20 protein-coding genes are annotated in these 23,939 nt (G+C 43.3%); 4 read left to right on the top strand and 16 right to left on the bottom strand.

Going from position 1 to position 23,939, the window contains the following annotated elements; all coding sequences use genetic code 11:
- Nucleotides 1-96: 96 nt before the first annotated feature.
- From HHK01_RS07280 to HHK01_RS07220, 14 genes are all read right to left on the bottom strand, one after another.
- Nucleotides 97-1,116: a DUF3231 family protein gene (locus HHK01_RS07280; protein WP_170007171.1), complete on the bottom strand. Its 1,020-nt coding sequence runs from the start codon at nucleotides 1,114-1,116 to the stop codon at nucleotides 97-99.
- Nucleotides 1,117-1,248: 132 nt separating this feature from the next.
- A complete protein-coding gene (locus HHK01_RS07275; RefSeq protein ID WP_170007170.1) occupies nucleotides 1,249-1,401 on the bottom strand; it encodes a hypothetical protein in 153 nt (50 codons plus the stop codon).
- Between the two features lie 43 nt (nucleotides 1,402-1,444).
- Nucleotides 1,445-2,659 carry a Ger(x)C family spore germination protein gene (locus tag HHK01_RS07270; protein ID WP_170007169.1) on the bottom strand — a complete coding sequence of 405 codons (1,215 nt, stop codon included), beginning with the start codon at nucleotides 2,657-2,659 and terminating at the stop codon, nucleotides 1,445-1,447.
- Nucleotides 2,656-3,753 carry a GerAB/ArcD/ProY family transporter gene (locus HHK01_RS07265; protein WP_170007168.1) on the bottom strand — a complete coding sequence of 366 codons (1,098 nt, stop codon included), beginning with the start codon at nucleotides 3,751-3,753 and terminating at the stop codon, nucleotides 2,656-2,658. Before HHK01_RS07265 ends, HHK01_RS07270 begins: the two co-directional genes overlap by 4 nt.
- Nucleotides 3,750-5,231 carry a spore germination protein gene (locus tag HHK01_RS07260; protein ID WP_170007167.1) on the bottom strand — a complete coding sequence of 494 codons (1,482 nt, stop codon included), beginning with the start codon at nucleotides 5,229-5,231 and terminating at the stop codon, nucleotides 3,750-3,752. Before HHK01_RS07260 ends, HHK01_RS07265 begins: the two co-directional genes overlap by 4 nt.
- 273 nt (nucleotides 5,232-5,504) lie before the next feature.
- Nucleotides 5,505-6,329, bottom strand: coding sequence for an MBL fold metallo-hydrolase (locus HHK01_RS07255; RefSeq protein WP_170007166.1), 825 nt, complete (start codon nucleotides 6,327-6,329; stop codon nucleotides 5,505-5,507).
- Nucleotides 6,330-6,441: 112 nt separating this feature from the next.
- On the bottom strand, nucleotides 6,442-7,560 hold the full coding sequence (locus HHK01_RS07250) for an AI-2E family transporter (RefSeq protein WP_170007165.1): 1,119 nt from the start codon (nucleotides 7,558-7,560) through the stop codon (nucleotides 6,442-6,444).
- Nucleotides 7,561-7,712: 152 nt separating this feature from the next.
- Nucleotides 7,713-9,572: a cation:proton antiporter family protein gene (locus tag HHK01_RS07245; RefSeq protein WP_170007164.1), complete on the bottom strand. Its 1,860-nt coding sequence runs from the start codon at nucleotides 9,570-9,572 to the stop codon at nucleotides 7,713-7,715.
- Between the two features lie 241 nt (nucleotides 9,573-9,813).
- Nucleotides 9,814-10,149 (bottom strand): hypothetical protein, encoded by a 336-nt coding sequence (locus HHK01_RS07240; RefSeq protein ID WP_170007163.1) that lies wholly within the window; start codon nucleotides 10,147-10,149, stop codon nucleotides 9,814-9,816.
- Between the two features lie 120 nt (nucleotides 10,150-10,269).
- Nucleotides 10,270-12,798 (bottom strand): type I pullulanase, encoded by a 2,529-nt coding sequence (pulA, locus tag HHK01_RS07235; protein ID WP_228027698.1) that lies wholly within the window; start codon nucleotides 12,796-12,798, stop codon nucleotides 10,270-10,272.
- An 85-nt stretch (nucleotides 12,799-12,883) separates the two neighbouring features.
- Entirely contained in the window at nucleotides 12,884-13,078 is a 195-nt protein-coding gene (locus HHK01_RS15540; protein WP_228027697.1) for a pullulanase-associated domain-containing protein, read from the bottom strand.
- A 395-nt stretch (nucleotides 13,079-13,473) separates the two neighbouring features.
- Nucleotides 13,474-13,896, bottom strand: coding sequence for a GNAT family N-acetyltransferase (locus HHK01_RS07230; RefSeq protein ID WP_170008702.1), 423 nt, complete (start codon nucleotides 13,894-13,896; stop codon nucleotides 13,474-13,476).
- Nucleotides 13,897-13,942: 46 nt separating this feature from the next.
- On the bottom strand, nucleotides 13,943-14,725 hold the full coding sequence (locus HHK01_RS07225; RefSeq protein WP_170007162.1) for a gamma-glutamylcyclotransferase: 783 nt from the start codon (nucleotides 14,723-14,725) through the stop codon (nucleotides 13,943-13,945).
- 71 nt (nucleotides 14,726-14,796) lie between these two features.
- Nucleotides 14,797-14,994: a DUF6501 family protein gene (locus HHK01_RS07220; protein ID WP_170007161.1), complete on the bottom strand. Its 198-nt coding sequence runs from the start codon at nucleotides 14,992-14,994 to the stop codon at nucleotides 14,797-14,799.
- 166 nt (nucleotides 14,995-15,160) lie between these two features.
- Between HHK01_RS07220 and HHK01_RS07215 the strand changes: the two genes are divergently transcribed.
- The gene (locus HHK01_RS07215) at nucleotides 15,161-16,126 is read left to right on the top strand and encodes an HD domain-containing protein (protein WP_170007160.1); all 966 of its coding nucleotides are present in this window, start codon (nucleotides 15,161-15,163) and stop codon (nucleotides 16,124-16,126) included.
- A 640-nt stretch (nucleotides 16,127-16,766) separates the two neighbouring features.
- Here HHK01_RS07215 and odhB read toward each other — a convergent pair.
- Together odhB and HHK01_RS07205 are read right to left on the bottom strand one after the other, a co-directional pair.
- Nucleotides 16,767-18,029 (bottom strand): 2-oxoglutarate dehydrogenase complex dihydrolipoyllysine-residue succinyltransferase, encoded by a 1,263-nt coding sequence (gene odhB, locus HHK01_RS07210; protein WP_170007159.1) that lies wholly within the window; start codon nucleotides 18,027-18,029, stop codon nucleotides 16,767-16,769.
- A 28-nt stretch (nucleotides 18,030-18,057) separates the two neighbouring features.
- The gene (locus tag HHK01_RS07205) at nucleotides 18,058-20,877 is read right to left on the bottom strand and encodes a 2-oxoglutarate dehydrogenase E1 component (protein ID WP_170007158.1); all 2,820 of its coding nucleotides are present in this window, start codon (nucleotides 20,875-20,877) and stop codon (nucleotides 18,058-18,060) included.
- Between the two features lie 507 nt (nucleotides 20,878-21,384).
- On the opposite strand from HHK01_RS07205, the gene pxpB reads away from it, so the two are divergent.
- The 3 genes from pxpB to HHK01_RS07190 are packed head-to-tail and all read left to right on the top strand — an operon-like array spanning nucleotide 21,385 to nucleotide 23,785.
- A complete protein-coding gene (gene pxpB / locus HHK01_RS07200; protein ID WP_170007157.1) occupies nucleotides 21,385-22,080 on the top strand; it encodes a 5-oxoprolinase subunit PxpB in 696 nt (231 codons plus the stop codon).
- Nucleotides 22,077-23,036 (top strand): 5-oxoprolinase subunit C family protein, encoded by a 960-nt coding sequence (locus HHK01_RS07195; protein WP_170007156.1) that lies wholly within the window; start codon nucleotides 22,077-22,079, stop codon nucleotides 23,034-23,036. The genes pxpB and HHK01_RS07195 overlap by 4 nt, the downstream gene beginning before the upstream one ends.
- On the top strand, nucleotides 23,033-23,785 hold the full coding sequence (locus HHK01_RS07190; protein ID WP_170007155.1) for a LamB/YcsF family protein: 753 nt from the start codon (nucleotides 23,033-23,035) through the stop codon (nucleotides 23,783-23,785). Before HHK01_RS07195 ends, HHK01_RS07190 begins: the two co-directional genes overlap by 4 nt.
- The last annotated feature ends 154 nt before the right edge of the window (nucleotides 23,786-23,939 follow it).

Genomic DNA, 23,939 nt, shown 5'->3' with positions numbered 1-23,939 from the left:
AATTTTTCGTATTATGCATAAAAGCAGGCATTTTATACATAATCAGATATGGAATAAAATATCCATTTATTTTACCGTGTGCAGGTCCCCAGCAACTCACTCTTTTTTCGTTTGTACCAGTTTTTCTTTATCTACTGTTCCAGGTGGCTCCTCGAGATAACCATTTTGAATCATTAAATCAGCCCCTGTTTTTGCGTACTTCCCGATTTCTAAAGAAAGTCGCTCATAATTGACGACTAAATCACTTCTTTGACTTGCTGAAGCAGCCGCTGCGTAGTTTCCGACACCGGCCGTACTCAGTAAACTCATAAAGAATACCATCAATTTATCGGAAAAAGGGGGTACGGTTGAATTCGTAATACTTATATCTGAAGAGATGGGTGGTTGAATACCATTTTCCAACATAACATCCGAAAAAATTTTTATGTGCTTTTCAGAAATATCTTTCCCTCTCAACATAAAATCCTGAACTTCTTTCGTCGGGGACGCTTGTGCAAAGCTTAATGCGATACGTGATCCCATTAAATTCGTTTGAATGTTCATGTACAGGTGAGAGATTTCGATCGCATTGAGAGGTCTCTGCTTATTAAACATACTATATCCACTTAAATAGCTTTTTTTATCGACAAAATCAACTTGTGTTGGGTACGGAATGAATGGAGCTCTGACGAAAAGTCCTGTTTTCAGGCCAATTTCTGATGAAAGATCAAACAATTCAGCTGACTCCTGTAACCCGCCCATAAAATAGTGTCTAACATCCTTTCTAGTGCTGACACCAGTGGCGGCACTATACGTCACCATCCCCACTTTTGCCATATTTTCAACAAATGTGAGGGCAAACATATCGCTGTACAACTGCTCGGCATCTACATTCACATCTTCTTTTCCAAATCCGATGGGCAATGGTAGTTCTTCTTTTTCGTATAGCTCTCGCAATTTTTGTAAGTGAGTTGTTGACATATGGTACGCCTTTTCAATTGCTGGAGCTATTTGTGGATCTTTATTTTTTTCTTTGAAATATTGTACAAAGCAGAGAGACATCGTATCGTTTATATAGGCTGACCAAAGAGCAGCTAGTTCAGAAGCAGTTAGCTTTACTTGTTCCTTGTTCTCCATTATGTAATCCTCCCTTACGTCGTCATAGTTACAACTTGTTTTGCTTATGGTTATTGTGAATGAAATGAAAGGAATTATACCTTACGATTGGTAATCACAGTAGATTTAGGATGACAAGGAGACTTATTACGCTTACCCCACTACAGCAGGTAAAACGAGCAGCCCTCCTCCAACAATGACCATTATGAAAATACTCGCGAATACGTTCCCTTCCTTCCATACTGCAAAGGCAAATCGAAACGTATAAGTAAGGAGATACAGTGAGGCAATGTACATCCAAAACATGAACTCTCCTCCTTCCATCGTTACGACTAGAGAATCCTGGCCCTTACATAGTAGGTTGTATTTGTTTTCCGAAAGTGTTCATTTCTACGTGAAATGTTACAGTTACGTCTGCCTTCGAGTATTTTTCGCTCCACCTATAATCTTTATAGTCTTGCCACGTCCAAAACTGTCCGCGGACGGTGTCTGACCACAAGAAAGGTTCGAATTTTCTTCTTTGTGAAAAATGAATGATTGTGTACGCCTCTTCCGCTAATTGTTTCTCGATAGAAGCTTTTAAGGTCTCCCTGTTTTTTTCATTCGTTACGTAATCAATTTTGCTCGGAACGCTTAATATGTGGACACTTACAGGGACGGTAACATCTACTGCCGGCCGCTCTTCTTTTGTTTGTATATCCACTTTAGATGATTCGCTTTTAACTAATCGCGTAGAAACAATTTTGTCTGTTTGAAGTGGATCGACGAAAGTTGTGAGCATGGTGTCCATCCTAGATCCCGGTCTAAGCAATAGAGCGGACCTTGTCTGTTCACCGTTCAGAGTTTGCATCATACGGCCGTCTTGAATGACTGCTGCTCCAATCATTTGGGTAGGATTCCCACCCCTCTTATCGACTTCCCCCGCTTCATACTCATCGCCAGTTTTTAGCTCAGGCTGTAACTGCGTCGCTGTTGCATACATCATCAGGAAGGTTGAGTTTTTACTTTGGCTTTTTTCCAAGTAGCGGTTCAATGTTGATTCTGGCATTAATCCTGTTTGATTCCATCTACTGACCATTAACTCGAAAAATTTATGCGGTCTTTGTTCAAGTTGTGGCTCATTAGCACGTATAAAATCTTGAGCTCGCTCCTTCGAAATGACAAGATTAATATTTCGACGATATTGCCGTTCCCGCATGGTTGATTTAATGACTTCCTCGAACTTATCAGATCGCGCTAATGCTTCACTAAGAATGAGATTTTTCACGTGAGAAAATTGAATTTCCTTTGCATCAGATATGTTGGCTAGCTCTCTTGCTGCATTTATATCTGGTGCGCTTATTGTAATAATTTCCGATGGTTTCTCATCCACCGAACTGCCCAAGTTCGGAACTCCCTTACTTGGATTGGCAAGTTGAAACGTAATCTCCAACAAATCCTCTTCCCCTAGGTCAACACCCACAGCAATAGGAAATGTAAACTCTTCAAGTTGCGAAATATCATTACAACCGGCAATACTGAATAGACACATAAACACGAAGAAAAGCTGATTCATTCGTCTCATCCCACCCTCCTCCGTTTCCTTCTGTTATCTAAAATCCATAGGAGTACTGGCAGAACAAGAATAAAAAGCCAATTGAGTTGAAGCAATAAGCTCTCACGTAAAAAGAGAACGTTTTCGATGTTCGATTCAGGAACTAAACCAAGAAAGAAAATGACTCCTGTAAAGGGTAAAAACAGCGGTCCAAATGCTTTTAGTTTCAGCATATAAGCAAAGATCGTGACAGTAATATAGAGATAAATTGCAGTGCGTGTAATCGTTGCGATCGCCCAGAATCCTAAAAATAACGACTCGGCGTTACTAAACACACGACCTAAATCAACAATGCGCGTTAATTGTTGAAAAGGAAAAGCAATGTTTTCAACCGAGGGATAATCGTACACCATCAGAAACGCAGCATAAAATATCGTCAATTCGATCGTCACAATGAATATCCCAAGCAAGCTGGCAATACGGAACTCTCTATGAGAGCGCAGACAAGGATACAGCACAGTAAACAATATAAACTCACCCACAAGATAACTGTGCCTGCCTCCCTCGTAGAGCAACTCACCCATTCCAGGGCCACCAAACGGTTTTACATGATGCCATTCCATTGCATGCCATAAAAGGACAAGCAAAATGAATAAAGCAATGAACAAGTACGGAGCGGTTAGCCAAGACGTTCTTCCCAAAACCTCAAGACCTTTGCTCGCAATAAAATAGCCAACAGCAAGTAGAGATACGTAAAGAATGACTTGCGGTGTTTTCGGGAAAAAGAGTGTATTTAAAGTATCCACTGTTGACCTTGAGTAGGATACAGTCGTGCTAAATATAAAAATAAACAGTAGCAAACTAATAACAAATCCAATATAGTTTCCGGTTAGATCATAAGTAAGCTGAATTAGATCTTTATTCTCGTGTCTCTTTAACACGCGTAAAAGAAGAAGAAAGGGGACGATAAGCAAGATTGCAGAGATAATTGGAAACATCCAAGTCGCCGTCAAACCATAGGGGAATAAAGCAGTTGGTGTCACATCTGTTTGCTTTAAGCCTACAGTCAATAAAATAAGCGCTAAAAGTTCACGTGTTCCTATTTTTCCATTGGAGATGTTCATCGCCTCACCCTCTCTTTCTCTACTTTTTCTCCTCTTTGTTTCTTCAGTGGAGATAGATTCATCGGACGCAGCCACATTTTCCAAACAGGTGGACGCAAAATCAAGTCCTTGGAAGATTGTGTATGAGGTGCCATCGGCGAAATAAAGGGGACCCCGAAAGATTTCACAGATGCTAAATACGCAACACAAGCTTGTACGCCGATCGCAATACCAAAAAATCCGAGGACGGAAGCTAACCCAATAAATCCAAAACGGGTAATTCGCACGGTAAAGTTAAAGCTGTTTGTCGGGATGGTATAGGAGGCTAAACTAGCTAGTCCAACTACAGTAATAATGACAGGACTTGCGATGCCTGCTTGAACTGAGGTAATCGTAAGGATTAGAGCGGCAAGAAGCGAAACGACAGGTCCCCCTTTGAATGGCATCCTCAACCCTGCTTCCCTGACGATGTCAAACGTAAGTTCAATGAGAATAAGTTCGAATATAGCTGGAAAAGGCACCGTCTCTCTAGTAGCTGCGATTGTGAATAGTAGTTCGGTCGGTATGGCTTCTACATGGTAGTTTGTTACAGCAATATACGTAGCTGGTAAAAAAAGCGCTATGAAAAAGGCAAATAATCGAACGAGTCGCATTAAGTTTCCATAAGCCCAGCGTTGATAATAGTCCTCCGCCGTGTGGAAAAATGACCAAAAAGTAACGGGCGTAATGAGAGCTTCTGATGAGCTATCCATTAACAGCACGACATGTCCTTCTTTCAAAAAACTAACGGCACGATCGGGACGCTCAGTCACAAGTGTAGTGGGTACGAGAGAGTATGGCCTTTCCTCAATGTACTGCTCGAGTATAGATAAGTTCTGAATGTGTTCAGCTTGAATGTCAGACACTCTTTCTTTAATGTTTTCAACGAGAGCAGGATTTGCAATATCCCGAATGTACATCATGTATACGCTCGTTGGCATCGAGTCACCTACTGAAACCTTCTCTGTAACCAACTCTTTTGTTGGAAGCTGTTTTCGAATCAATGCACGATTCACGTCGCTAGATTCAATAAATGCTTCTTTAGGGCCCTTCATACTGTCCTCTATTTCTGGTTTTTCTAAGTTTCTATGAGGAACGTGTGCTGTATTAATCGAGTATGCTGTTTTGTCGCCGTCAATTAAGATGAGTGTTCGTCCTTGTAGGAGGGCTATTGTAGCTTCTTGAACGGTCTCTACCTTTCTTTCATCCCACCCTTGTAACTTCACTTGAACGCTGTCTCCGCTAACAAAAGAGTTTAAATCACCCGTGGTCAACAGTGGGGCGACGTGCTCCTCAATGAAAAATTCCTTCACGAGTCCTTGAAGAAATAAAATGGCTACACTCTTTTCTGCTATTGTTCTTACGACAAAATCTTGGTTTGCCGGAAAAGAAAATTCATGTTGAAGCGTTGTTACGTTTTCTCGTAAATTTTGTGATAGTCGAATCATCGATGTTTCCATAAAACTCACTCCACACGTAGTAATATCTGTAGTGAGTAATGTGACCCTTTGAACGAAATGTTATGCATAGGTGAACACCAAACGATACTTCTATAACTCTCTAAGTCTGTCTAAATGCTAAATGAGTGTGGATGTAGCCCTAGAAAAGGACTGAGCGCGAACAAATTCTCACCTCAGCAGACGATAAAATGCTAGGTGAAAAAAAGGAATGGACAGAAGCGAGGCATGTATAACTATTTGGATAGAAAAAAGAGTGCTGTTTCGCACTCTTTCTCATGGGGATGATGTACCCTTTATGCTATTGGTATCTTGTGTGTGTACGTAGCGTCCTTTTTTTGGAACAGCTAAACGTTTGAATTCATCAACGTACTGATCTAGTTGGTGAGGTAACATGTCCCCTTTCATCGGTACCCCATGTCCTGTAGCCAGGTGTGTAGGTCGTTTGGAAACGATCCAGCGTGCAGATTCCTCAGCTGCGATCCAGTCTGGTGTGTAATATTGGGGTGGACCGTGAAGGATTTGTTCTTGTTTCCAAACCGCAACTAGTGATTCTTGCTTCACAGTTGTTAAAGCATCCCCAGCTAATAGCAGCCGGTCACGTTCTCGGAATAACGAAATGTGACCGGGGGTATGACCAGGTGTGGAAAACCAGGTCCATCCGGGCAGTAGGTCTATAGCGCCCTCTTCTCCACTGAGAACGCGGACGTGCGCTGCGAAGGATTCACACTTGCGTGGATATAGTATGGATGATAAAGCTAGCGCCCCTCCCCCTACTGTTGGATCTGGCGGGAGATAAGGGTTTCCTTCCGCATAAGTTCTTTCATTTTCGTGCAAATAAATAGGAAACTCACCGTGTTGCAGGAAGGAAGAAATCGCACCGATATGATCAAAATGCGCATGCGTTAAAATGACTGCATCCGGTGTTTCCTTTTGAAATTTATTACGAAACCAGGCACGCAATGTCGAAGCTGATAAGGAAACGCCTGCATCTACCATAATGACTCGTCCTTCTATTTGAATCACATACAAATTAACTAAAATAGTTTTAAACCCTATACAATCGTCTGTGACTTGAAATGAATGCGTTAGCTGGCCCACGTTCCATCACCCTCTCTATCTTCTCCTTTCTACCATTTCAATAAAGCCATTATTCTATACAGGTAGTTCATGGATAGCGCCTAAAAAGCAGCGTGCAAATTTGTGCTTTGCTTTAGGTATCTGTAGGTTTCCACTTCTCTTCAGTTTGTTCTTCTCTTGAAGCATAAATGAACTTGACGATGTGAATCACAATGGTCTTCGTAACGGCATAAAACGGAATGGCTAAAATCAATCCAAGAATACCGGCTAGTTTTCCTGCACCTAGTAACAAAATAATAATCGTCGCCGGATGGATTTTCAATTGCTTGCCAATGATGAGCGGTGACAAAACGTTCCCTTCAATTTGTTGGGCGACCACAATGACGACCACAACAAAGATGGCTTTTGTAGGCGAATCAAATAAGGCTACGATGACAGCAGGAGCCCCCCCTAAAAATGGACCCACGTACGGTATAATATTGGTCACCATGACAATCAGGACCATCACAAGGGCATAAGGTAAGTCGATAATTAAATAACCAATAAAAGAGAGTGTTGCGACAAATAAGGCTACGGTCACTTGCCCTTGTATATAGGATGCCAACGTTTTGTTCGTTTCTTGAATCGCTTCTTTCCCTGGCTTCTCGTACTTATGTGGGAAAAAACGCAGAACAGACTCTGTAAACTTATTCCCATCTTTAAACATGTAGAACAGCAAGAACGGCACGGTAACGACCGTAATGGTAAAATTCGTCATAAACCCTAACACTGCACCGATTCCATCTGTAATTTGTCGTGGTAATGTTTCAGCAAATTGTGCGGCTCGCTGCTCAATATCTTGAATGGAGACGTACTCTTGTTGCATTACCCATTGATATTGCGGACTATTTGCAAGTGAATTAAAGAGTGCAATCGTATCATCTACGTACTCTGGTAGTTCGTTCGCCAAGTCAATAAACTGTTCTGTTACCGTCGGCGCGATGATATTAATGGCAAGCACGATCCCCCCGATAATGAGTCCATATACGATGATGATAGACAGTGTTCTTGGAATTTTTAGCTTTTGAATTAAATTAACGAGTGGATTCAGTAAGTAAAACAGGAACCCAGAGATGAAAATAGGGAAAAATAGCGTAGACAAGAACAAGCCTATCGGTTGAAATATGTATCCAATTTCACTAGATATGTACAAGATGGTTACAAGAATTAAGATTTGTAATAACCAAAATTGGAGCTTTGATTTCTTTGCCATGCGGTTTCTCCTCCGTTACGTATCTAGAATAAACATTTAGTAAAAGAGCTTTCTTTAGTATGTATCGTACCGTTCTTTACGTGAGAATGTAAAGTAATTCCTCGTTTCCCAATAAAAATCACCTTTTTCCCTGTGAAAAAAATGCAGGAGAACTATGATAGCTCTTCCTGCATTTTTTGTATACACGTTTCACTTCCACTCACAATGATTCGGTCTTCCATTTGTAACACAGTATCACCGTGAGGCGTAATTCCTTTACCACGCCGGTAAACGTGAAGCACGAGTACATCACCCAAGAACGGGAGCTGCCTAAGCGGTACACCCTCATAACGATAGTTTTGTACTGATATTTCTTTTAAGTTATCTTGTTCTTTCGTAATGAACCCTAAAATACTTGGGCTTAAAATTAACGCCTTCAATAGAGTTGTTGAAGCATCGGTAACTGAAAAAGTCGTATGATCTTCTTTTAGACGTTCTTTAACGAGAGGGTCTTCCAATCGTACGATACGGTGTTGCACAGGCAGGTCACTAAATTGCTTAGCCAGCTCTTCATTGACTGTGTCATCATTCGTAGCTAAAATCATTTTCGTGTGCGAGTGAGCACCTGCCTTTTCGAGTGCCTCTGCAGTGATTTCGGGCACTTCAATGAGCGGAAAGCCATGCACAGTGTGTACTTCTGGAATCAATTTTTCTTGCTTCTTACTGTAAAGAACAACTGGTACACCTTTTTTTTGCAAATCTAACGAGAGCGGAATCGTGTAGCGATTGGCACCAACAATCCCAATGCTTTCTCTTATCACTTTTTTCTCTGGAGCGAACTTGTTAAAAAGGATTGGTGAAACGAGACAAGTTGCCACAGATACGAGAATGATAGCACCATTTAACGCTTCAGAAATAATGCCTAACTCATAAGACACACTCGCCGCTACAACCGCCAAACTCATGGTAGAAGTTAAGATGAATCCGGAAGAGATCGTCTCTCTCCACGGGAACCATTTACGAATGAGCAAGACTGGTAATGTCCGGACGATATACAATGCGACGAAAACGACTGGTATGACTGCAAGCACTGTCATGTCTTCAAATAATGAAAAAAGATTTAAATCGACTCCGACCATTACAAAGAAAATCGGAATTAAAAACCCATACCCGAATGAGTCCAGTTGGTGAACAAAATCTTTCGGCGGTTGCAAAAGAGAAACGAGTACACCTGCTAAAAATGCACCTAAAATGTTTTCCGCACCTAACGTTTCACTTAGGGCAACTAGAAAAATAATAAGGGCAAATACGCCGCGTGTCCCAATTTGTGTAGTTCCTCTTCGTAAGGACTCGTAAAAAGAACCTTCATTAAATCGCCTTAGGACGAAATAGAGGAAGTATGCTGCCACAAAGAGTAACAAAATCCAGAACACGGTTGCTGTATTTCCGGATTGATAAGCAAGAAAATAAGCAAAAAGTAACATCGTTGTAAAATCAGATACAACTGCAACGAGTAACACAGTCTGTCCTAACGGTGAGTCAATAATTTCTCTTTCTTTTAATACGGGAACGACTACCCCTAAAGAAACCGTAGCTAAAATAATGGTCATAAAGAACGGATCATCTACTAGTCCGAATTGCATCATCAATAAAGACAGACCGTATGATAGTGCCAGCATACCTGCAAAAATGACTACAGAAAGTACAAGAGGATTTACGGAGACTGTCGGCGTTCCCTTATTTGTCGAAGATTTTTCTATAGAAGATTTCTTCCTTTTCTGCCGCATAGTGGAGAAGTCAATTTCCACACCGCTTAAAAACATCAGAAAGATTAAGCCTAAAGTTGATAAGATTTCAAGCCAATTATCTTCTCGAATGACGTTAAAGCCACTCGGTCCAATCACGATCCCAGCTATAATTTCTGCAACTACGACTGGGATAAAACCGAGTTGAAATCTTTTAAGTAGTAATGGTAGAAAAAAGGCTATTGCCACCACGATCATTAATGAACTCATTGATTCTCCATTTTCCATAGTAGGGACACCTCCTAATCGCAATACTCAATTTTCTATTTGATCGTTTATAAGAATTTAGTATTGCATGTGACAAATTAGAAGTAAAGGAAAAAACATTATTTCCTTAGCTCTTATAGGATTGAATGAAAAAATGTAGATGTACGAACTAATACTTGCGAATTTCTCTCTTTCTCACAACATAAAAAAGACACCTAGCAAAGTTCACTAAGTGCCTCGGTATTGATCTCCTTATTTCTTCTTAACGAAATTGGTTTTCAGCTTGCTCGCATGCACGAAGCGCTTGTTGAACTGCGTTGTTTACGCCTGCTCCAGCGCCTGTCGTAGCATTACCTTGAGTAGATTGTGTCGTTGATTGAGTAGCTTGGTTTTGTTGTTGATTTGCAGAGTTAGCCGCTTGCTGAACTGCGTTATACGCGTTTTGAAGTTGTTGCTGATTAGCACCTTGCTCTTGTGCAGCCGCTTGTTGTAGCTGCTGAGCTGCTTGCTGTAGCTGGTTTTGTGTTCCTTGTGGATTTTGCTGAGCTTGCGTGAGAGCTTGCTTTGCTTGCTCGAGAGCTTGTTGTGCGTTTTGCATAATGAAAAAAAACCTCCATACAAAATTTTCTATAAGCACGACGCTTACGACTGTTACTATGTGTGGAATTTATGGTTTATATTCATATTTTTTACAAATAAACAGAAATACTTTTTTCTTCTATGGTTTCCTTAGTACGAGTGTACTTTGTGCTGGAACGCTTACTGTAGTTTCATGCAAAACTCTAAGCGGTTTCGTACCGGCTGCCTTACTGTTAATGAGAACTTGCCACGTGCCTTTGTCACTGAGTTGAACTTCCATGTCTTCTTTATTTGCATTATGCAAAACGACTAACGTCTTCGCTTGGTCTTTGTTTGCTTTTGCATCGAGAGTATATCCTACTGTTCCGGCAGGGGTATCTAAAAATTGCAAATTCTCCTCGATCTTATCTTTAGTAGGCATACGGAACGATTTGTACGTATTTCGCAACTCGATAAGCCCCTTCACATAATTAACTTCTTCAGAAAATTCCGCTCTTCTTTGCCAGTCGAGTTGATTGATACCATCTGGCGATTGGTAGCTATTAGGGTCACCGTCTTTTGTACGCATAAACTCTTGACCTGCGTGGAGGAAGCTGACACCTTGACTCGTGAGTACAATACTCGTCGCCAGCTTGTGCATTCGTTTTAGTTCTTCCTCTGTTGCGTCAGGGTTTGTTTTTTTGAGTTTATCCCAAAGCGTTAAATTATCGTGCGCCTCGACATACTGGACGACTTGTTCCGGCGAGCGATACGTGGCCATCTGCTCATCAAACGTAAGCCCACCAGCTATTGATTGTCGGATGAAGTCTTCCGTGCCTTGTTTTCCGTTCACAAATCCAGGTTCTTTGTCATCCCAGACGCTACCCTTTATTCCATCTCGCAATGCATCATTGAATTGACCGATGCTCGGCATATCTTCTGCGTTCTTTTGATTCGCTTTTAGTTTCGCATCTAACGGCGTGCCGAGATCCCAGCCTTCTCCGATGATGACGATAGACGGGTCAATTTTGTCTACAGCTTCGCGTACTTTGTTCATCGTTTCCGTGTCAAGAATCCCCATTAAGTCAAAGCGGAAGCCATCCATATTGTATTCTTCTACCCAATAGGTGACAGAATCAATAATGAACTTTTGCATCATATTTCGCTCCGAAGCCACATCGTTACCTACACCCGTGCCATTCGCCAGTTCTCCATGTTCGTTGTAGCGGAAGTAGTAGCCTGGGACGATTTTTTGGAAAGAAGATTCTTCGGCAGAGAATACGTGGTTGTAAACAACGTCCATCACAACACGCAAATCGTTGTCGTGCAGCGTCTGGATCATGTCCTTTAGCTCGGTAATTCTCGTTGTTGGATTGTACGGATCCGTTGAATAGGATCCTTCTGGAACGTTGTAATTTTTCGGGTCGTATCCCCAATTATACTGTGGGTCGTCAATTCTTGTTTCGTCCACTGTACGATAATCGTAAATCGGTAAAAATTGAACGTGTGATACACCCAGATCTTTTATAAAATCAAGACCGGTTGTCATGCCATCAGGACCACGAGTGCCTGTTTCTGTAACACCAAGGAACTTGCCTTTGTTTGTAATACCGCTTTCCTTTTGGATGGACAGATCCCGGACATGCAATTCGTAAATAATCGCGTCTATTTGGCTTGTGAACTTCGGCTTTTTCTCATTCCACTTCTTAGGATCCGTCTTGTCTAAGTTCACGACCACACCGCGATCGCCGTTTACAGTGACTGCACGAACGTAAGGGTCTACCGCTTCGTTCCAGTCATTTCCGATCTGTACACGATAGTTGTATATTTGCCCGTCTTGGTCGCCTTGCAAACTCGCTGTCCAGGTTCCACGTTCGTCCTCTTCCATCGGTACAATCTCACCCTTTGTATCTTGCCAACTATCATATAATACGAGCTGGGCAACGCGCGCAGTCGGAGCCCACACGCGGAACTTTGTCTCGCCTTTTGTGTACGTATTTCCGAGATCGTCTCCTTCATAGAAATAGTGTTCATCAAAGCTTTCGGAGCGAACAACTGCACCGACTGTAATCGGTGTGGTACCAAATTTATCGCTTACGAGTGCGTATTCTTTTTGAAAATTAATTGGCTTATCTAGGTTAAGCTTAAGCTGATTGGGCTTCCCTTCCACTGCTTTGACTTGCGGGGAAAGCGTGTTATCTTCTTGAATACTTAACCCGTCCTGCGCCATGTCATCTTTGGCAATCGGGAAGTTCGCTGTTAACAGCACTTGGTTCATTTCATCCCATTCAGCTTCTAAAATACGAGGCGTTGTATCAATTAAATTAGGATCTTCGTACACACGTTGCTGGCCTTGAACTAGCCATACGTGGGCTTTTCCCTCTTCATCAAAGCTTGTAACGAAGCGATCGTTTAATTCTTGACCTGCCCAATCGTTGTTTTGTTCGCTCTTACGGAGTATAAAGCCGAGCCCTTCTATCCCATCACCGTCTGCAAGTTTGACAGTAGCTGTTTTTCCAAATTCATCTTCTCCCAAAAAACCAAATCGTTGCCCGTCTTTTCCAGGGTTCCAAATCCACAGATTCCAGTTTTCGTAGTTCTCATCATATCGATAGTAGTGAAAAGTCACGTGTACCTCTTCAAAAGAAGGAACGTCACGATACTCTCCATCGGGTGGTGAAGTATACATAGTTCCATCACCTACTTTCCGCTCGCAGGATGCGAGTGGCGCTGCGTTACGCCAAGGATGGCTCGTTCTTAGCAGAGTTACCTTACTATGGCCCCACATCCGTCTGCATATTAACCGCAATTCGACCAAACTCATCCTCGCCAGTGAGCTCATATTTTTGCCCATCTTTCCCTTTAGGCCACACCCATAAATTCCAATCCTTCGTGGTGATTGTGGCCTCTTGATAGTGTATGATGACCTTCGTGCTTCCGACAGTCTCCGAAGATGCAAACGCTTGCATTATGGCGATAAAAAAGTTGGTATACATAAGACCACCACTGACAACTCAAACAAATTATTCACATAGTTGAATGAATTTCATAAATCAGAGCCCCTGCGACACAAGGGTTTTCAGGCACAATAAATAGAGTACCTCTCCCCAAGTCATGTGTACAGATTGTCCTCTGGCCGATGAAGGCATCTGCCAAAAAGTATATAAAGTAAAAATCACGACAGATCTTCGGAGATATACAGCACCCGCCCGTGGGTCAAAAACATGAAAAAAGTTGAAAAGGCCTCTATAGCCAAAGAACATCTTTCAGAGGGAGCAAAACGGATTTTTTGGATATTTATGGTATAATAAATAACAAGTGAGGCTGAGCTCAGTACCTCACACATCCGCGGTCAGTCGATGCATTACATGTTCTTAATCATTAACACGTGAGGAATGTTGTCCTCCATAAATACGTCAGACGCTGTTACATAACCTAGTCTTTTATAAAAATCCTCTGCCTGCGTTTGCCCGTGTAATTTTGCTTTGGAGAGTCCTTTTTCCTTCGTCATGTTCTCTAGTGTTTCGACAACGACCTTGCCAAACCCATGTTTACGGTGGGAGGCTACTACACAAATTCTTTCTAGCTTACCGACTCCGTCGACAACGCGCAACCTTCCACTAGCAACGGGTTCGTTGTCATCGTACACAAGAATATGCTCTGCGGTCTGCTCGTACTCATCAAATTCATCTTCTGCTGGAGTGCCTTGTTCTTCGATGAACACCGCTGTTCTGATTTCAAATACTTGAGCTAGTTCGGTTGAATTCGTTACATGTTTTGTTGTAATCAAAAATGCTCGCCCCTCTTTGTGTAAAACTCGTTTTATAAAGTTATTATACAGTCAAGCCCCACGCTTTGTATCGAGCTTTGAGTGATTCTATATAGGCTTGTGGTAATAACGGTGTTGCACCGCGCACGATCTCTGTCGCGTAGTGCACGGGAGGTGGTGTCTCCTGTTGCTTGTCGAGCACAAGAAAGGTAAGGCACACTCTTTTCTCACCGCTTTGGTCGAGCGTGTCAACGATCGCTGGACGGTAGTGTCCTTTATGTACGCCTTCTCTATGAAACAAATATTCTATACCCTCCACGGTCGTTTCATACAGTATTCCTTCCACAACCGAATCATGGTCCTCCACACAATCTGCTCGACCACCGTCTTCTACGGCAAACGTGTACGCATGGCGGTAGTGTGGCAAGGTGACGGCTTCTTTGCCAAGAGAAAAATGGGCGAGCTTCCCGGCCTGCTCGATTCGTTCTAGATCCATACATGATCCGTAGGCAAAATAGTAGCGTGGTTTTTCCGTTTTGTTTAGCCACTCTTGAAGGCGGACATTTCCGTATGCTACCCATTTAATTGACTGAATATTAGAATGTTCTCCTTCGGCTACAAATGCTTGTATCTCACCATTATCAGTGAATACGGTGACAGGAGTATGTGAAGAAGTTTGCTTCCCTAAGACATGATAGAGCCTTCCGTATACAGTGCTCCCTTCTTCTTTTTGAACAAGAGTCACCCCCTGCTCCGTTTCCCAGGCACTCCATCCTTTGATCCACGCTTGTTCAGCAATACACATAGGCTTTGCAGCACCTGTTTCACCGTAAACAAACAAATACATTTACGTCCTCTCCCTTTTATCTCTGTAGTAAAAAACACAAACCCCTAGGTCTGTGCTTCCTACAAAACAATCTATTCGAAATAGGTTTTATAAAACCCTCCAACTACGCCTGTATCGTCTTTGACAAAATAAAATTCTTCCGTTTCATTTTGCAAATCGTACGTTTTTCCAGGCGTTAAGCAGCCGGTTACTTTGTATTTTTTCGCATCCGTATGACGGCAAGTGATTTGGCGAATCGGTGCTGTTTCTTCCCAAGTTTCGTGGCGCAAAGTCTGTCATCCCTTTCACGTATTCTTTGTATCCGTAGTATAGCGAACAAACGACCCTGTGACAATGTCTGCCCTATTTTCTTGACTGCTAAAAAACTTTCCTGTTGTCAATAAGCGCAACTTCCGATATGATATGGAGAATTTAACTTATAAGGAGGTACTTTTTATGTTTTCTATTTTTGCTGACAAAGGTGTATACCATGATCCGTTTTATCGTTTAAACATTCGTTTTCATGCTTGGGAACAGACATTATTTAAAACCACCGCGGTAAAACGTCTGAAGCACTTGGCGCATTACGGCGCTAGCTCTTTCGTTTCGCCAGTAACACATACCCGGTACGAACATACGACGGGTGTTTGGGTGTTAACTGCACACTTTTTTCCAAACGATCCTTTGTTACGGGCTGCGGCAATTTTACACGATCTTGGTCACTACCCGTTTTCACATACGCTAGAGAAGCCACTTGGACTTGATCATCATGAGGAAACAAAGCGTAGAATTCGGAGTAAAGAGGTGAGGGGAGTTTTGCAAGAGGCTGGACTTGACGCTGAAGACGTAATCAGATTATTGGATGAAGACAGTGCCCTCTCTCATAGCAAAAAAGGCATTTCAATCGATCACTTAGATAGCTTCATTCGCGACACACAAATGGCTGGTTTCGGAAAACTCACCCCAAGTGACTGTATTCATCGTGTTCGCTTTATAGATGGGGAAGTCCACACAACAGAAGAGGTTGCAATTGAAGTGTTAGAGAGAATTGCTTATGATCACTCCATGTATTGTCATCCACTTATCTTAGCAATTGATCATTTGCTAGCCGAAGCAGTTCGCCAAGACAAGTCAATTCGTCAAAAAGTCGAAACGTATGAGATTGAAACCGATGCTGATTTACTAACCGCTCTTCAACAGTCTACCGTTCCTCAAGTTCAAAAAATGACTGAGGCACTTCTGCACCACCCTGAACGGATTTTTATTACAAAAACCAAACAAGACGGTGCTTTTTACGTTTCTGTTCGAAAAACTTATTTGAAAAAGCCCTATGTAAACGGAAAGTTTTATCAAAATTATACAAAGTCGTTGTCCATTCCAGACGCCTTTTATGCGTGTATGAAAGAAGAGAGCGTGAGTTAAATCAGAACGCCCTCTTTTCGTCTGATTGTTTAGAAAGCGCTTTCTTATAGAATTTCACTGTTTCACTTCTTTCTCCAAGTCTTCTTTCCTCACTACCCCAAACTTTTGTAACGCCTGGTGAATCCTTCTTTGCCGTTTTGCAATTCTTCCTGACATGTTTGTCACTCCTTTTCTTTGACCCTTACCACAGAATATGCAGTCAGGGCAAAAAGTTGCCTGTGGGAAAAATTCAAGCCGACCTACATAACTTGCTTCTCTAAATAAGTGCACTGGATAAGAGCGTTAATCCTGGGATATGAGCGTTAATCCCGGGATATGAGCGTTAATCCCGAGATATGAGCGTTAATCCGGGGATATGAGCGTTAATCCCGGGATAAGAGCGTTAATCCGGAGATATGAGCGTTAACCCCGGGATATGAGCGTTAATCCTGGGATATGAGCGTTAATCCCGGGATATGAGCGTTAATCCCGGGATATGAGCGTTAATCCTGGGATATGAGCGTTAATCCCGGGATATGAGCGTTAATCCCGGGATAAGAGCGTTAATCCCGGGATATGAGCGTTAATCCCGGGATATGAGCGTTAATCCACGCAAAAAAACTCCCCTTTGAAAGAAGATTTATCAAAGAGGAGTTCTGTATTATCCAAGTAATAATTTTTCCGGGTCTTCAAGGAGCTGCTTCACTTTCACAAGGAAGCTGACCGCTTCTTTTCCATCGACGATACGGTGGTCGTAAGAAAGAGCCACGTACATCATCGGGCGGTTTTCCATTTTCTCTTGATCAATGGCAACTGGACGCCATTGAATTGTGTGCATCCCAAGAATTCCGACTTGTGGGCCGTTTAGGATTGGTGTAGATAGTAAGGATCCGAACACTCCACCGTTTGTGATGGTGAACGTACCTCCTTGTAAGTCTTGTAGGCCGAGTTTATTGTCACGCGCTTTTTTAGCCATGTCAACAATGTCACCTTCAAGCTGTGCAAATGATTTACGGTCAGCATCTCGTACGACCGGAACGATTAATCCATCGTCAGTGGAAACGGCCACACCGATATCGTAAAACATTTTCTTCACGATCTCATCGCCATCGATCTCTGCGTTGAGCAGCGGGAATTGACGAAGAGCAATCACGACTGCTTTTGTAAAGAAAGACATGAAACCGAGGCGTACGTCGTTTTCTTCAAAGAAAGCGTCTTTTCTACGCTTACGCAAGTCCATTACAGCAGTCATATCAATTTCGTTGAACGTCGTCAACATCGCAGCCGTTTGCTGAACATCAACGAGACGTTTTGCAATCGTTTGGCGGCGACGAGACATTTTTTGGCGCTCAACAGGTTTTGCCGGATCGACTGGCTTTTCAGCTGTTGCCGGTTTGGAAGCCGGTCCTTTTGCTGGTGCACTAGCCGGTTTTTGCTCGTAAGCGTCTACGTCCTGTTTGCGAACGCGTCCAAGTGGATCGACAGTTGGTACTTGGGTAAGGTCGATTCCTTTTTCACGAGCAAGCTTACGTGCTGCAGGTGAAGCGACTGTGCGCTCGCTCGGTTTCGTTTCTTCCTGCGCAGGCTGTTCTTTCGCTGTTTCTTGAGCGGGTGCTTCTTCTTTCTTTTCTTCTGCTTTTTCTGGAGCACTTTCTTTCGCTTCAGCAGGTTGACTTGATGCTCCGCCTTCCCCTGCTTCTACAATCGCGATCGCTTCGCCTACTTGCACGACGTCGCCTTCTTCTTTTAACTGTTCTTTCAGGACGCCAGCTTCTTCAGAAATAATTTCTACGTTGACTTTATCTGTTTCGAGTTCGACGATATATTCGCCTTTTTCTACGGTGTCCCCTGGTTGCTTTAACCATTGGGCCACCGTTCCCTCTGTAATCGATTCTGCTAGTTCTGGCACTTTTACTTCTGCCACTTTGAAAGTCCCCTTTCTAGTCTTTGCCCTATTGTTGTAACGCTTCCGAGATAATGCGCGCCTGTTCTTTTTTGTGCACAATTGGGTCTCCCTCAGCGGTTGAGGAACGACGGCGTCTACCAACGTACTTGACCTCACAGTTGGAAGAAGCAAGGACTTCTAAATATGGCTGGATGTACGTCCAAGCTCCCATATTTTTTGGTTCCTCTTGTACCCAGACAATCTCTTTCAAGTTCCGGTAGCGTTTGATGAGCTCTTGAAGCGGTTCTTTCGGGAACGGGTATAGTTCTTCGACCCGTACCACGCTCAACGTATCATCAGCCTCTTTATCTTTTAATGCATCGTTTAAATCGATCGCCATCTTACCCGTTGCCAACACAAGACGCTCTACTTTTGTTACCTTTTCGCCCGTGTTTGGCTGCTGAACGATCGGTCGGAATACGTCATCAGTAAACGACTCTTTACTACTTGCAACGACTGGATGACGTAGCAAGCTTTTTGGAGCCATAATGATCAATGGACGAATTTCCTCTTTTCCTAATGATGCAGCTTGACGACGGAGTAAATGGAAATACTGTGCAGAGCTTGACAAATAGGCGACTGTCCAGTTATTCTCTGCTGCAAGCGTTAAGAAGCGTTCTAAGCGTGCACTCGAGTGTTCCGGTCCTTGCCCTTCGTATCCATGAGGAAGTAGCACGACAAGTCCACTCTTTTGTCCCCATTTGGCACGACCTGCAGAAATGAATTGGTCAAAGATGACTTGAGCAGCGTTCGCAAAATCCCCATACTGTGCCTCCCAAAGGACAAGCGTTTCTGGAGAGAATACGTTATATCCATATTCAAATCCAAGAATAGACCCCTCTGATAAAGGAGAATTGTGCACTGCAAAGCTCGCCTTTGCACCACTCAGTTGGTGAAATGGTGAGAACACTTCACCCGTCTCAGTATCATGTAAAATAACGTGACGATGTGCAAATGTTCCACGTTCAGAATCTTGACCTGATAGTCGAATCGGCGTGCCGTCCTGTAAAATAGAACCAAATGCAAGACTTTCAGCGTGCGCCCAATCAATTTGATCGTTTTCGAAGGCAGCTTTACGACGTTTTAAAATTTTATCAAGCTTTTTGAATACTTGGAAACCCTCTGGCCACTCGATCAATTCTTTGTTGATTTGTCCCAGTGCATCCAAACTAATGGCAGTTTGCAAGGTTGGGAACCCTTTTTCAACCGTTTCAGGCGGTCTCATCTCTGTGTCAGCGTCGTCTTCTTGAGGAGGAACTTTGTCGTAAGCTGCTTTCAGTTTAGACAAATGATCGTCTTCCCACTTTTGAAGATCATCTTGCGAAATCACCTGTGCCTCTTGAAGATCTTTCGCATACAAACTTTTGATGGTTTCGCGTCCGTGAATGAGTTTGTACATCAACGGATTCGTCACAAAAGGTTCGTCCATTTCGTTATGTCCGTAACGGCGATAACCGATTAAGTCAATCAAGAAATCCTTTTTAAACGTCTGTCTGTATAAGGATGCGAAGTGAGCTGCGTCTACAACAGCTTCTGGATCGTCTGCATTGACGTGCACAATCGGAATTTCGTACCCCTTTGCTAAATCACTTGCATACTTAGTCGATCTTGAATCTGCGCTCTCTGTAGTAAACCCAATCATGTTGTTTGCGATAATGTGTATCGTGCCACCCGTTTGATAGCCACGTAATTGACTCATATTCAACGTTTCCGCTACGATCCCTTGGCCAGGAAATGCAGCGTCCCCGTGAATGAGTACAGCGAGTGCGCTGTCTTCGTTTTGTTCAGGGAAACCAGCTTTTGTACGCTTTTCTTGTGCCGCTCTTGTAAAGCCTTCTACAACAGGGTCAACGAATTCTAAGTGACTCGGATTGTTCGCTAGCGTAACCCGTGCGCGCACTGTGTTCTCTTCTTTAATTTGTCTATTGAGACCGAGGTGATATTTTACGTCCCCTGTCCAACCGTAGTTAATGCCAATGGAACCTTCTGATGGAACAAGTTCTTTGTTCGGCGCATGTTGGAACTCAGAGAAAACAAGCTCATATGGCTTCTCGAGTACATGAGCCAATACATTTAAACGGCCACGGTGAGCCATTCCGATGTTAATCGTTTTCGCACCAGCCTTTACGGTGTCTGCGATCATTTCGTCGAGAAGGGGGATGAGTGTGTCGACTCCTTCCACAGAGAAACGCTTTTGTCCGACAAACGTACGGTGTACAAAGTGCTCAAAGCCTTCTACCTCGATCAGACGTTTCACGAGTTGCTGTTTGCGCTCGTTTGTCATTTCTGGTTTGTACGCTTCAGACTCTACCATTTCCCGAAGCCAAGCTCTTTCCTTTGAATCGTGTACGTGAGCGAATTCAAAAGCAAGCGATTTTGTATACATTTTTGTTAAGTGTTGGATTGCATCGAGCCCGTTTTGAAAATGGTTGGCATGAACGTCTCCTACAACTGCAGCTGGTAGGTTGCGCAAATCATCTTCTGTAAGATCATACGCTTGGTAATCAATGCGCTCTGTATCTTTTGTTTCGTTTTGTAACGGATACACGTCCGCTGCAAGATGTCCATATGTACGGATAGCTTCCGCTAATTTGGAGGCGGCGATTGTTTTTTGCAAATCGCTCGTAGATACACTCCCAGCTGTTGCCGGTGTATCACTTGCTTGTTGCATCGTCGGAGCTCCCCATTGTTGAAACAGATCCTGTAGTTCAGCGTCCACCGACTCTGGATCTTCCACGTACGCGTCGTACGCCTCAATAATGTAGCCTAAGTTCGGTCCATGAAAGCGATCCCATGGGCCGGGTAGGCCTCCTGCTTTCTTGCTCATGGTTTTGTAAACCCTCCAAATGGAAATTTTACTGTTTCTTTATTGTTTTACACACCCACAGGATGTGCTCGTTGATTCCGCTTAAAAAAAAACGGAGTCTTCGCACAATCTTCGGATGCTTTAACTATTCGAACACTTCACACCACGCTCATAACTAATGTCAGAGTTACAAAAAAACTCTTTAAGAACCCTAGCATGAAAGCATGATACGAGTGAAACGCTTACACGTTTATTTTACCACTGCAAAGCATGAACTACAAAGAAATTCGCACGTGTTTCATAAGATTTTCAGAAATGATACCGATCCACAATTCTCTTGTAGTCTATAAAATTTGAACACAGAAAACAATAATTGACAAAATTGCACCTCCATCATACACCCATTGGTGAAAAAAGCCAACCTCTAAAATAAGCGAAAGCGATAGACCATAAAACTCCACTCTGTGTGCCCCTTTATATTGTCACTTTCGCAGGGAGTTGCTACGATAGAGGTGGAGTTGATGTCATATGATTCGAACAATAGAGACGATAGGTGACCGTGCTCTTCTTGTACGCTGGAAAAGCGACACGCACGAGCTACAGCAAATCAATCAACACGTCCACTTAACTTATGCATACTTACATAAGCACCCCTTTTTGGGTTTTCTGGAAGCGAATGCTGCGTACGACACATTGCTAGTTGTTTACGATGTGCTTTCTATATCCCATCTAGAGGCAAGAGAAAGACTTCAACAATCGTTGCAACAGATGGAAATAAACGATTCAGTCTCTCGTCCCGATACTCGCACACATCGAGTTCCGGTTTGCTACGATGAACCATATGCACTGGATATACAAGACGTATGCAAACAGCTCGGTATATCAAAACAAGACCTTATCCAACTTCATACAAGGAGGTCGTATCCGATTTATTTTCACGGCTTTCTACCTGGCTTTCCTTTTATGGGACCCACTTGCTCTCGTCTTCACATCAATAGAAAATCCTCCCCTCGGGTTCGTATCCCACGAGGGTCTGTGGCGATCGCAGATGATCAAACGGGAATTTATCCTTCGCCGTCTCCAGGTGGATGGCACATTATCGGGCAGACTCCTTTATCCCTTCTTCCAGAAAGAGAGGGAGATCCCATCATGAGAGCCGGGGATATCGTCACGTTTTTCGCCATCTCTGCTGAAAGAATGAAAGAATGGGAGGCATCGCCATGAGTGTAACGATCCTTTCTCCTGGCCCACTGACAACGATCCAAGACCAAGGACGATTATTAGCTAGAACATTCGGCTGGAGTCAAAGTGGAGCGATGGTCCCTTGGTATGCATTACTCGCTAATCAACTCGTACAAAACCCATTGTCTACGCCTGTATTGGAATTTGCCTACAAAGGACCAACTCTAGCATTTGAAGAAGACGCTATCGTTAGCGTTGTCTGGCAAGAAGGTTCTTTACGCCACAACAAACAGCCCTGCGTTTCTTTACAATCCATACAGATTCAGGCTGGGGATGTGCTCGACGTCGGAGTGGTGACGAAAGGCGTGTACGGATATGTTGCGATCCAAGGGCTGTGGTTAAGTGACGTGCTTTATGGAAGTAGCAGTTCTCATACAGCTTGCGGATTGGCCTCGTCTATCGGTCGTCCTTTTTCAAAGGACGAGAAAGTGCCGGTACGATCGACAAATACGCACGTACGAAAAGTCCAATTATCATCTCATTGGGTAACGTCACAATATGGGGCACCTATTCGCTACGTTACAGAAGGAAGCACAGAAAAACTAACGAGTTCTTTGCAAAAGGTTTTTCAATCAACAATGTACAAAATCTCTGCTTCTACAAATCGGATGGGCACTCGCTTAGAAGGTGATCCTCTGTGGCGGAAAGCTCATGCCCTACGAACACAAGGTGTTATAGAAGGAAGTATTCAACTCCCTCCAAACGGACAACCGATCATACTCGGGCAAGATGCACAAGTGACCGGTGGCTATCCCCTACTTGGGGTTGTCGCATCCGTAGACCGACCTCGCCTCGCACAGATTCGCATCGGACAAAGCTGTAGTTTTGAGCGTATTTCGGTGACCTCTGTACAAGAGGCGTATCGAGAACAACACCAAAGAAAACAAATGGCCATACAAAGATTAGTAGGTTTACAAAAGGGGGAAATTTCGTTATGAAAATTGATTTGAATTGTGATGCAGGTGAAGGGTTTGGTGCTTATTCGTTTGGGATGGATGAGGCATTATTTTCGCATGTGAGCTCAGTGAACATTGCTTGTGGTATGCATGCGGGGGACCCGGTAACGATGCGGAAGACAGTTCAATTAGCGAAAAAACATGGATTGGCTATTGGAGCCCACCCTGGTCTAGACGATCGAGCTGGCTTTGGTCGGCGGTGGACGGATAGAACACCTGATGAAGTGTATGCCCTCGTATTGGCCCAGTTAGGTAGTTTGCAAGCATTTGTGGGTGAACAGTCAGCCTCTCTCCATCATGTCAAAGCACATGGAGCGTTGTATCACAAAATTCATGAGGAAAGAGTGTATGCTGAGGCATTCGTAGAGGCTATCAAATCCTTTCGTGATGATCTCCTGATTTATGGGCAGCCAACGGGTGTGTTGCGGGAAGTTGTGGTAGCGGCTAGACTCCGGTTTGCATCGGAAGGTTTTATGGACCGTTGCTATGAGGAAGACGGCACCCTCGTTTCTCGTTTGAAAAGCGGTGCAGTTTTGGAAGACCCACGAGTGGCACTCCAGCAAGCCCTGCAAATGATTGAAAGAGGAACGGTCACCGCTAGTAATGACAAGGTGATTTCTATGCCTGTTGACACGTTGTGTGTTCACGCGGATACGTGTGAGGCGTTGAATTTTATTTCAGCCGTGACTAAGGCACTTACGGAGCGTGGAATTTCTTTAGAGAGAATTTAGTGACTAGAACTCTTTTGATCTTTAGGTTTCTTTACGTCGTCAAGTCGCTCTAGCTGTTCCTCGAATTGTTCTCGCTTTCCCTGTCTTTCCAATGGCAAAGTTTTTATAGTTGTCCCGCTCGCTCGACGACATCTTTTTTGACTTTTTTGCTAGT

The organism is Bacillus fonticola (genome assembly GCF_012955605.1).
GTDB classification, from domain to species: domain Bacteria; phylum Bacillota; class Bacilli; order Bacillales; family JC228; genus Bacillus_CG; species Bacillus_CG fonticola.
This window is presented reverse-complemented; position numbering and strand designations above follow the sequence as displayed.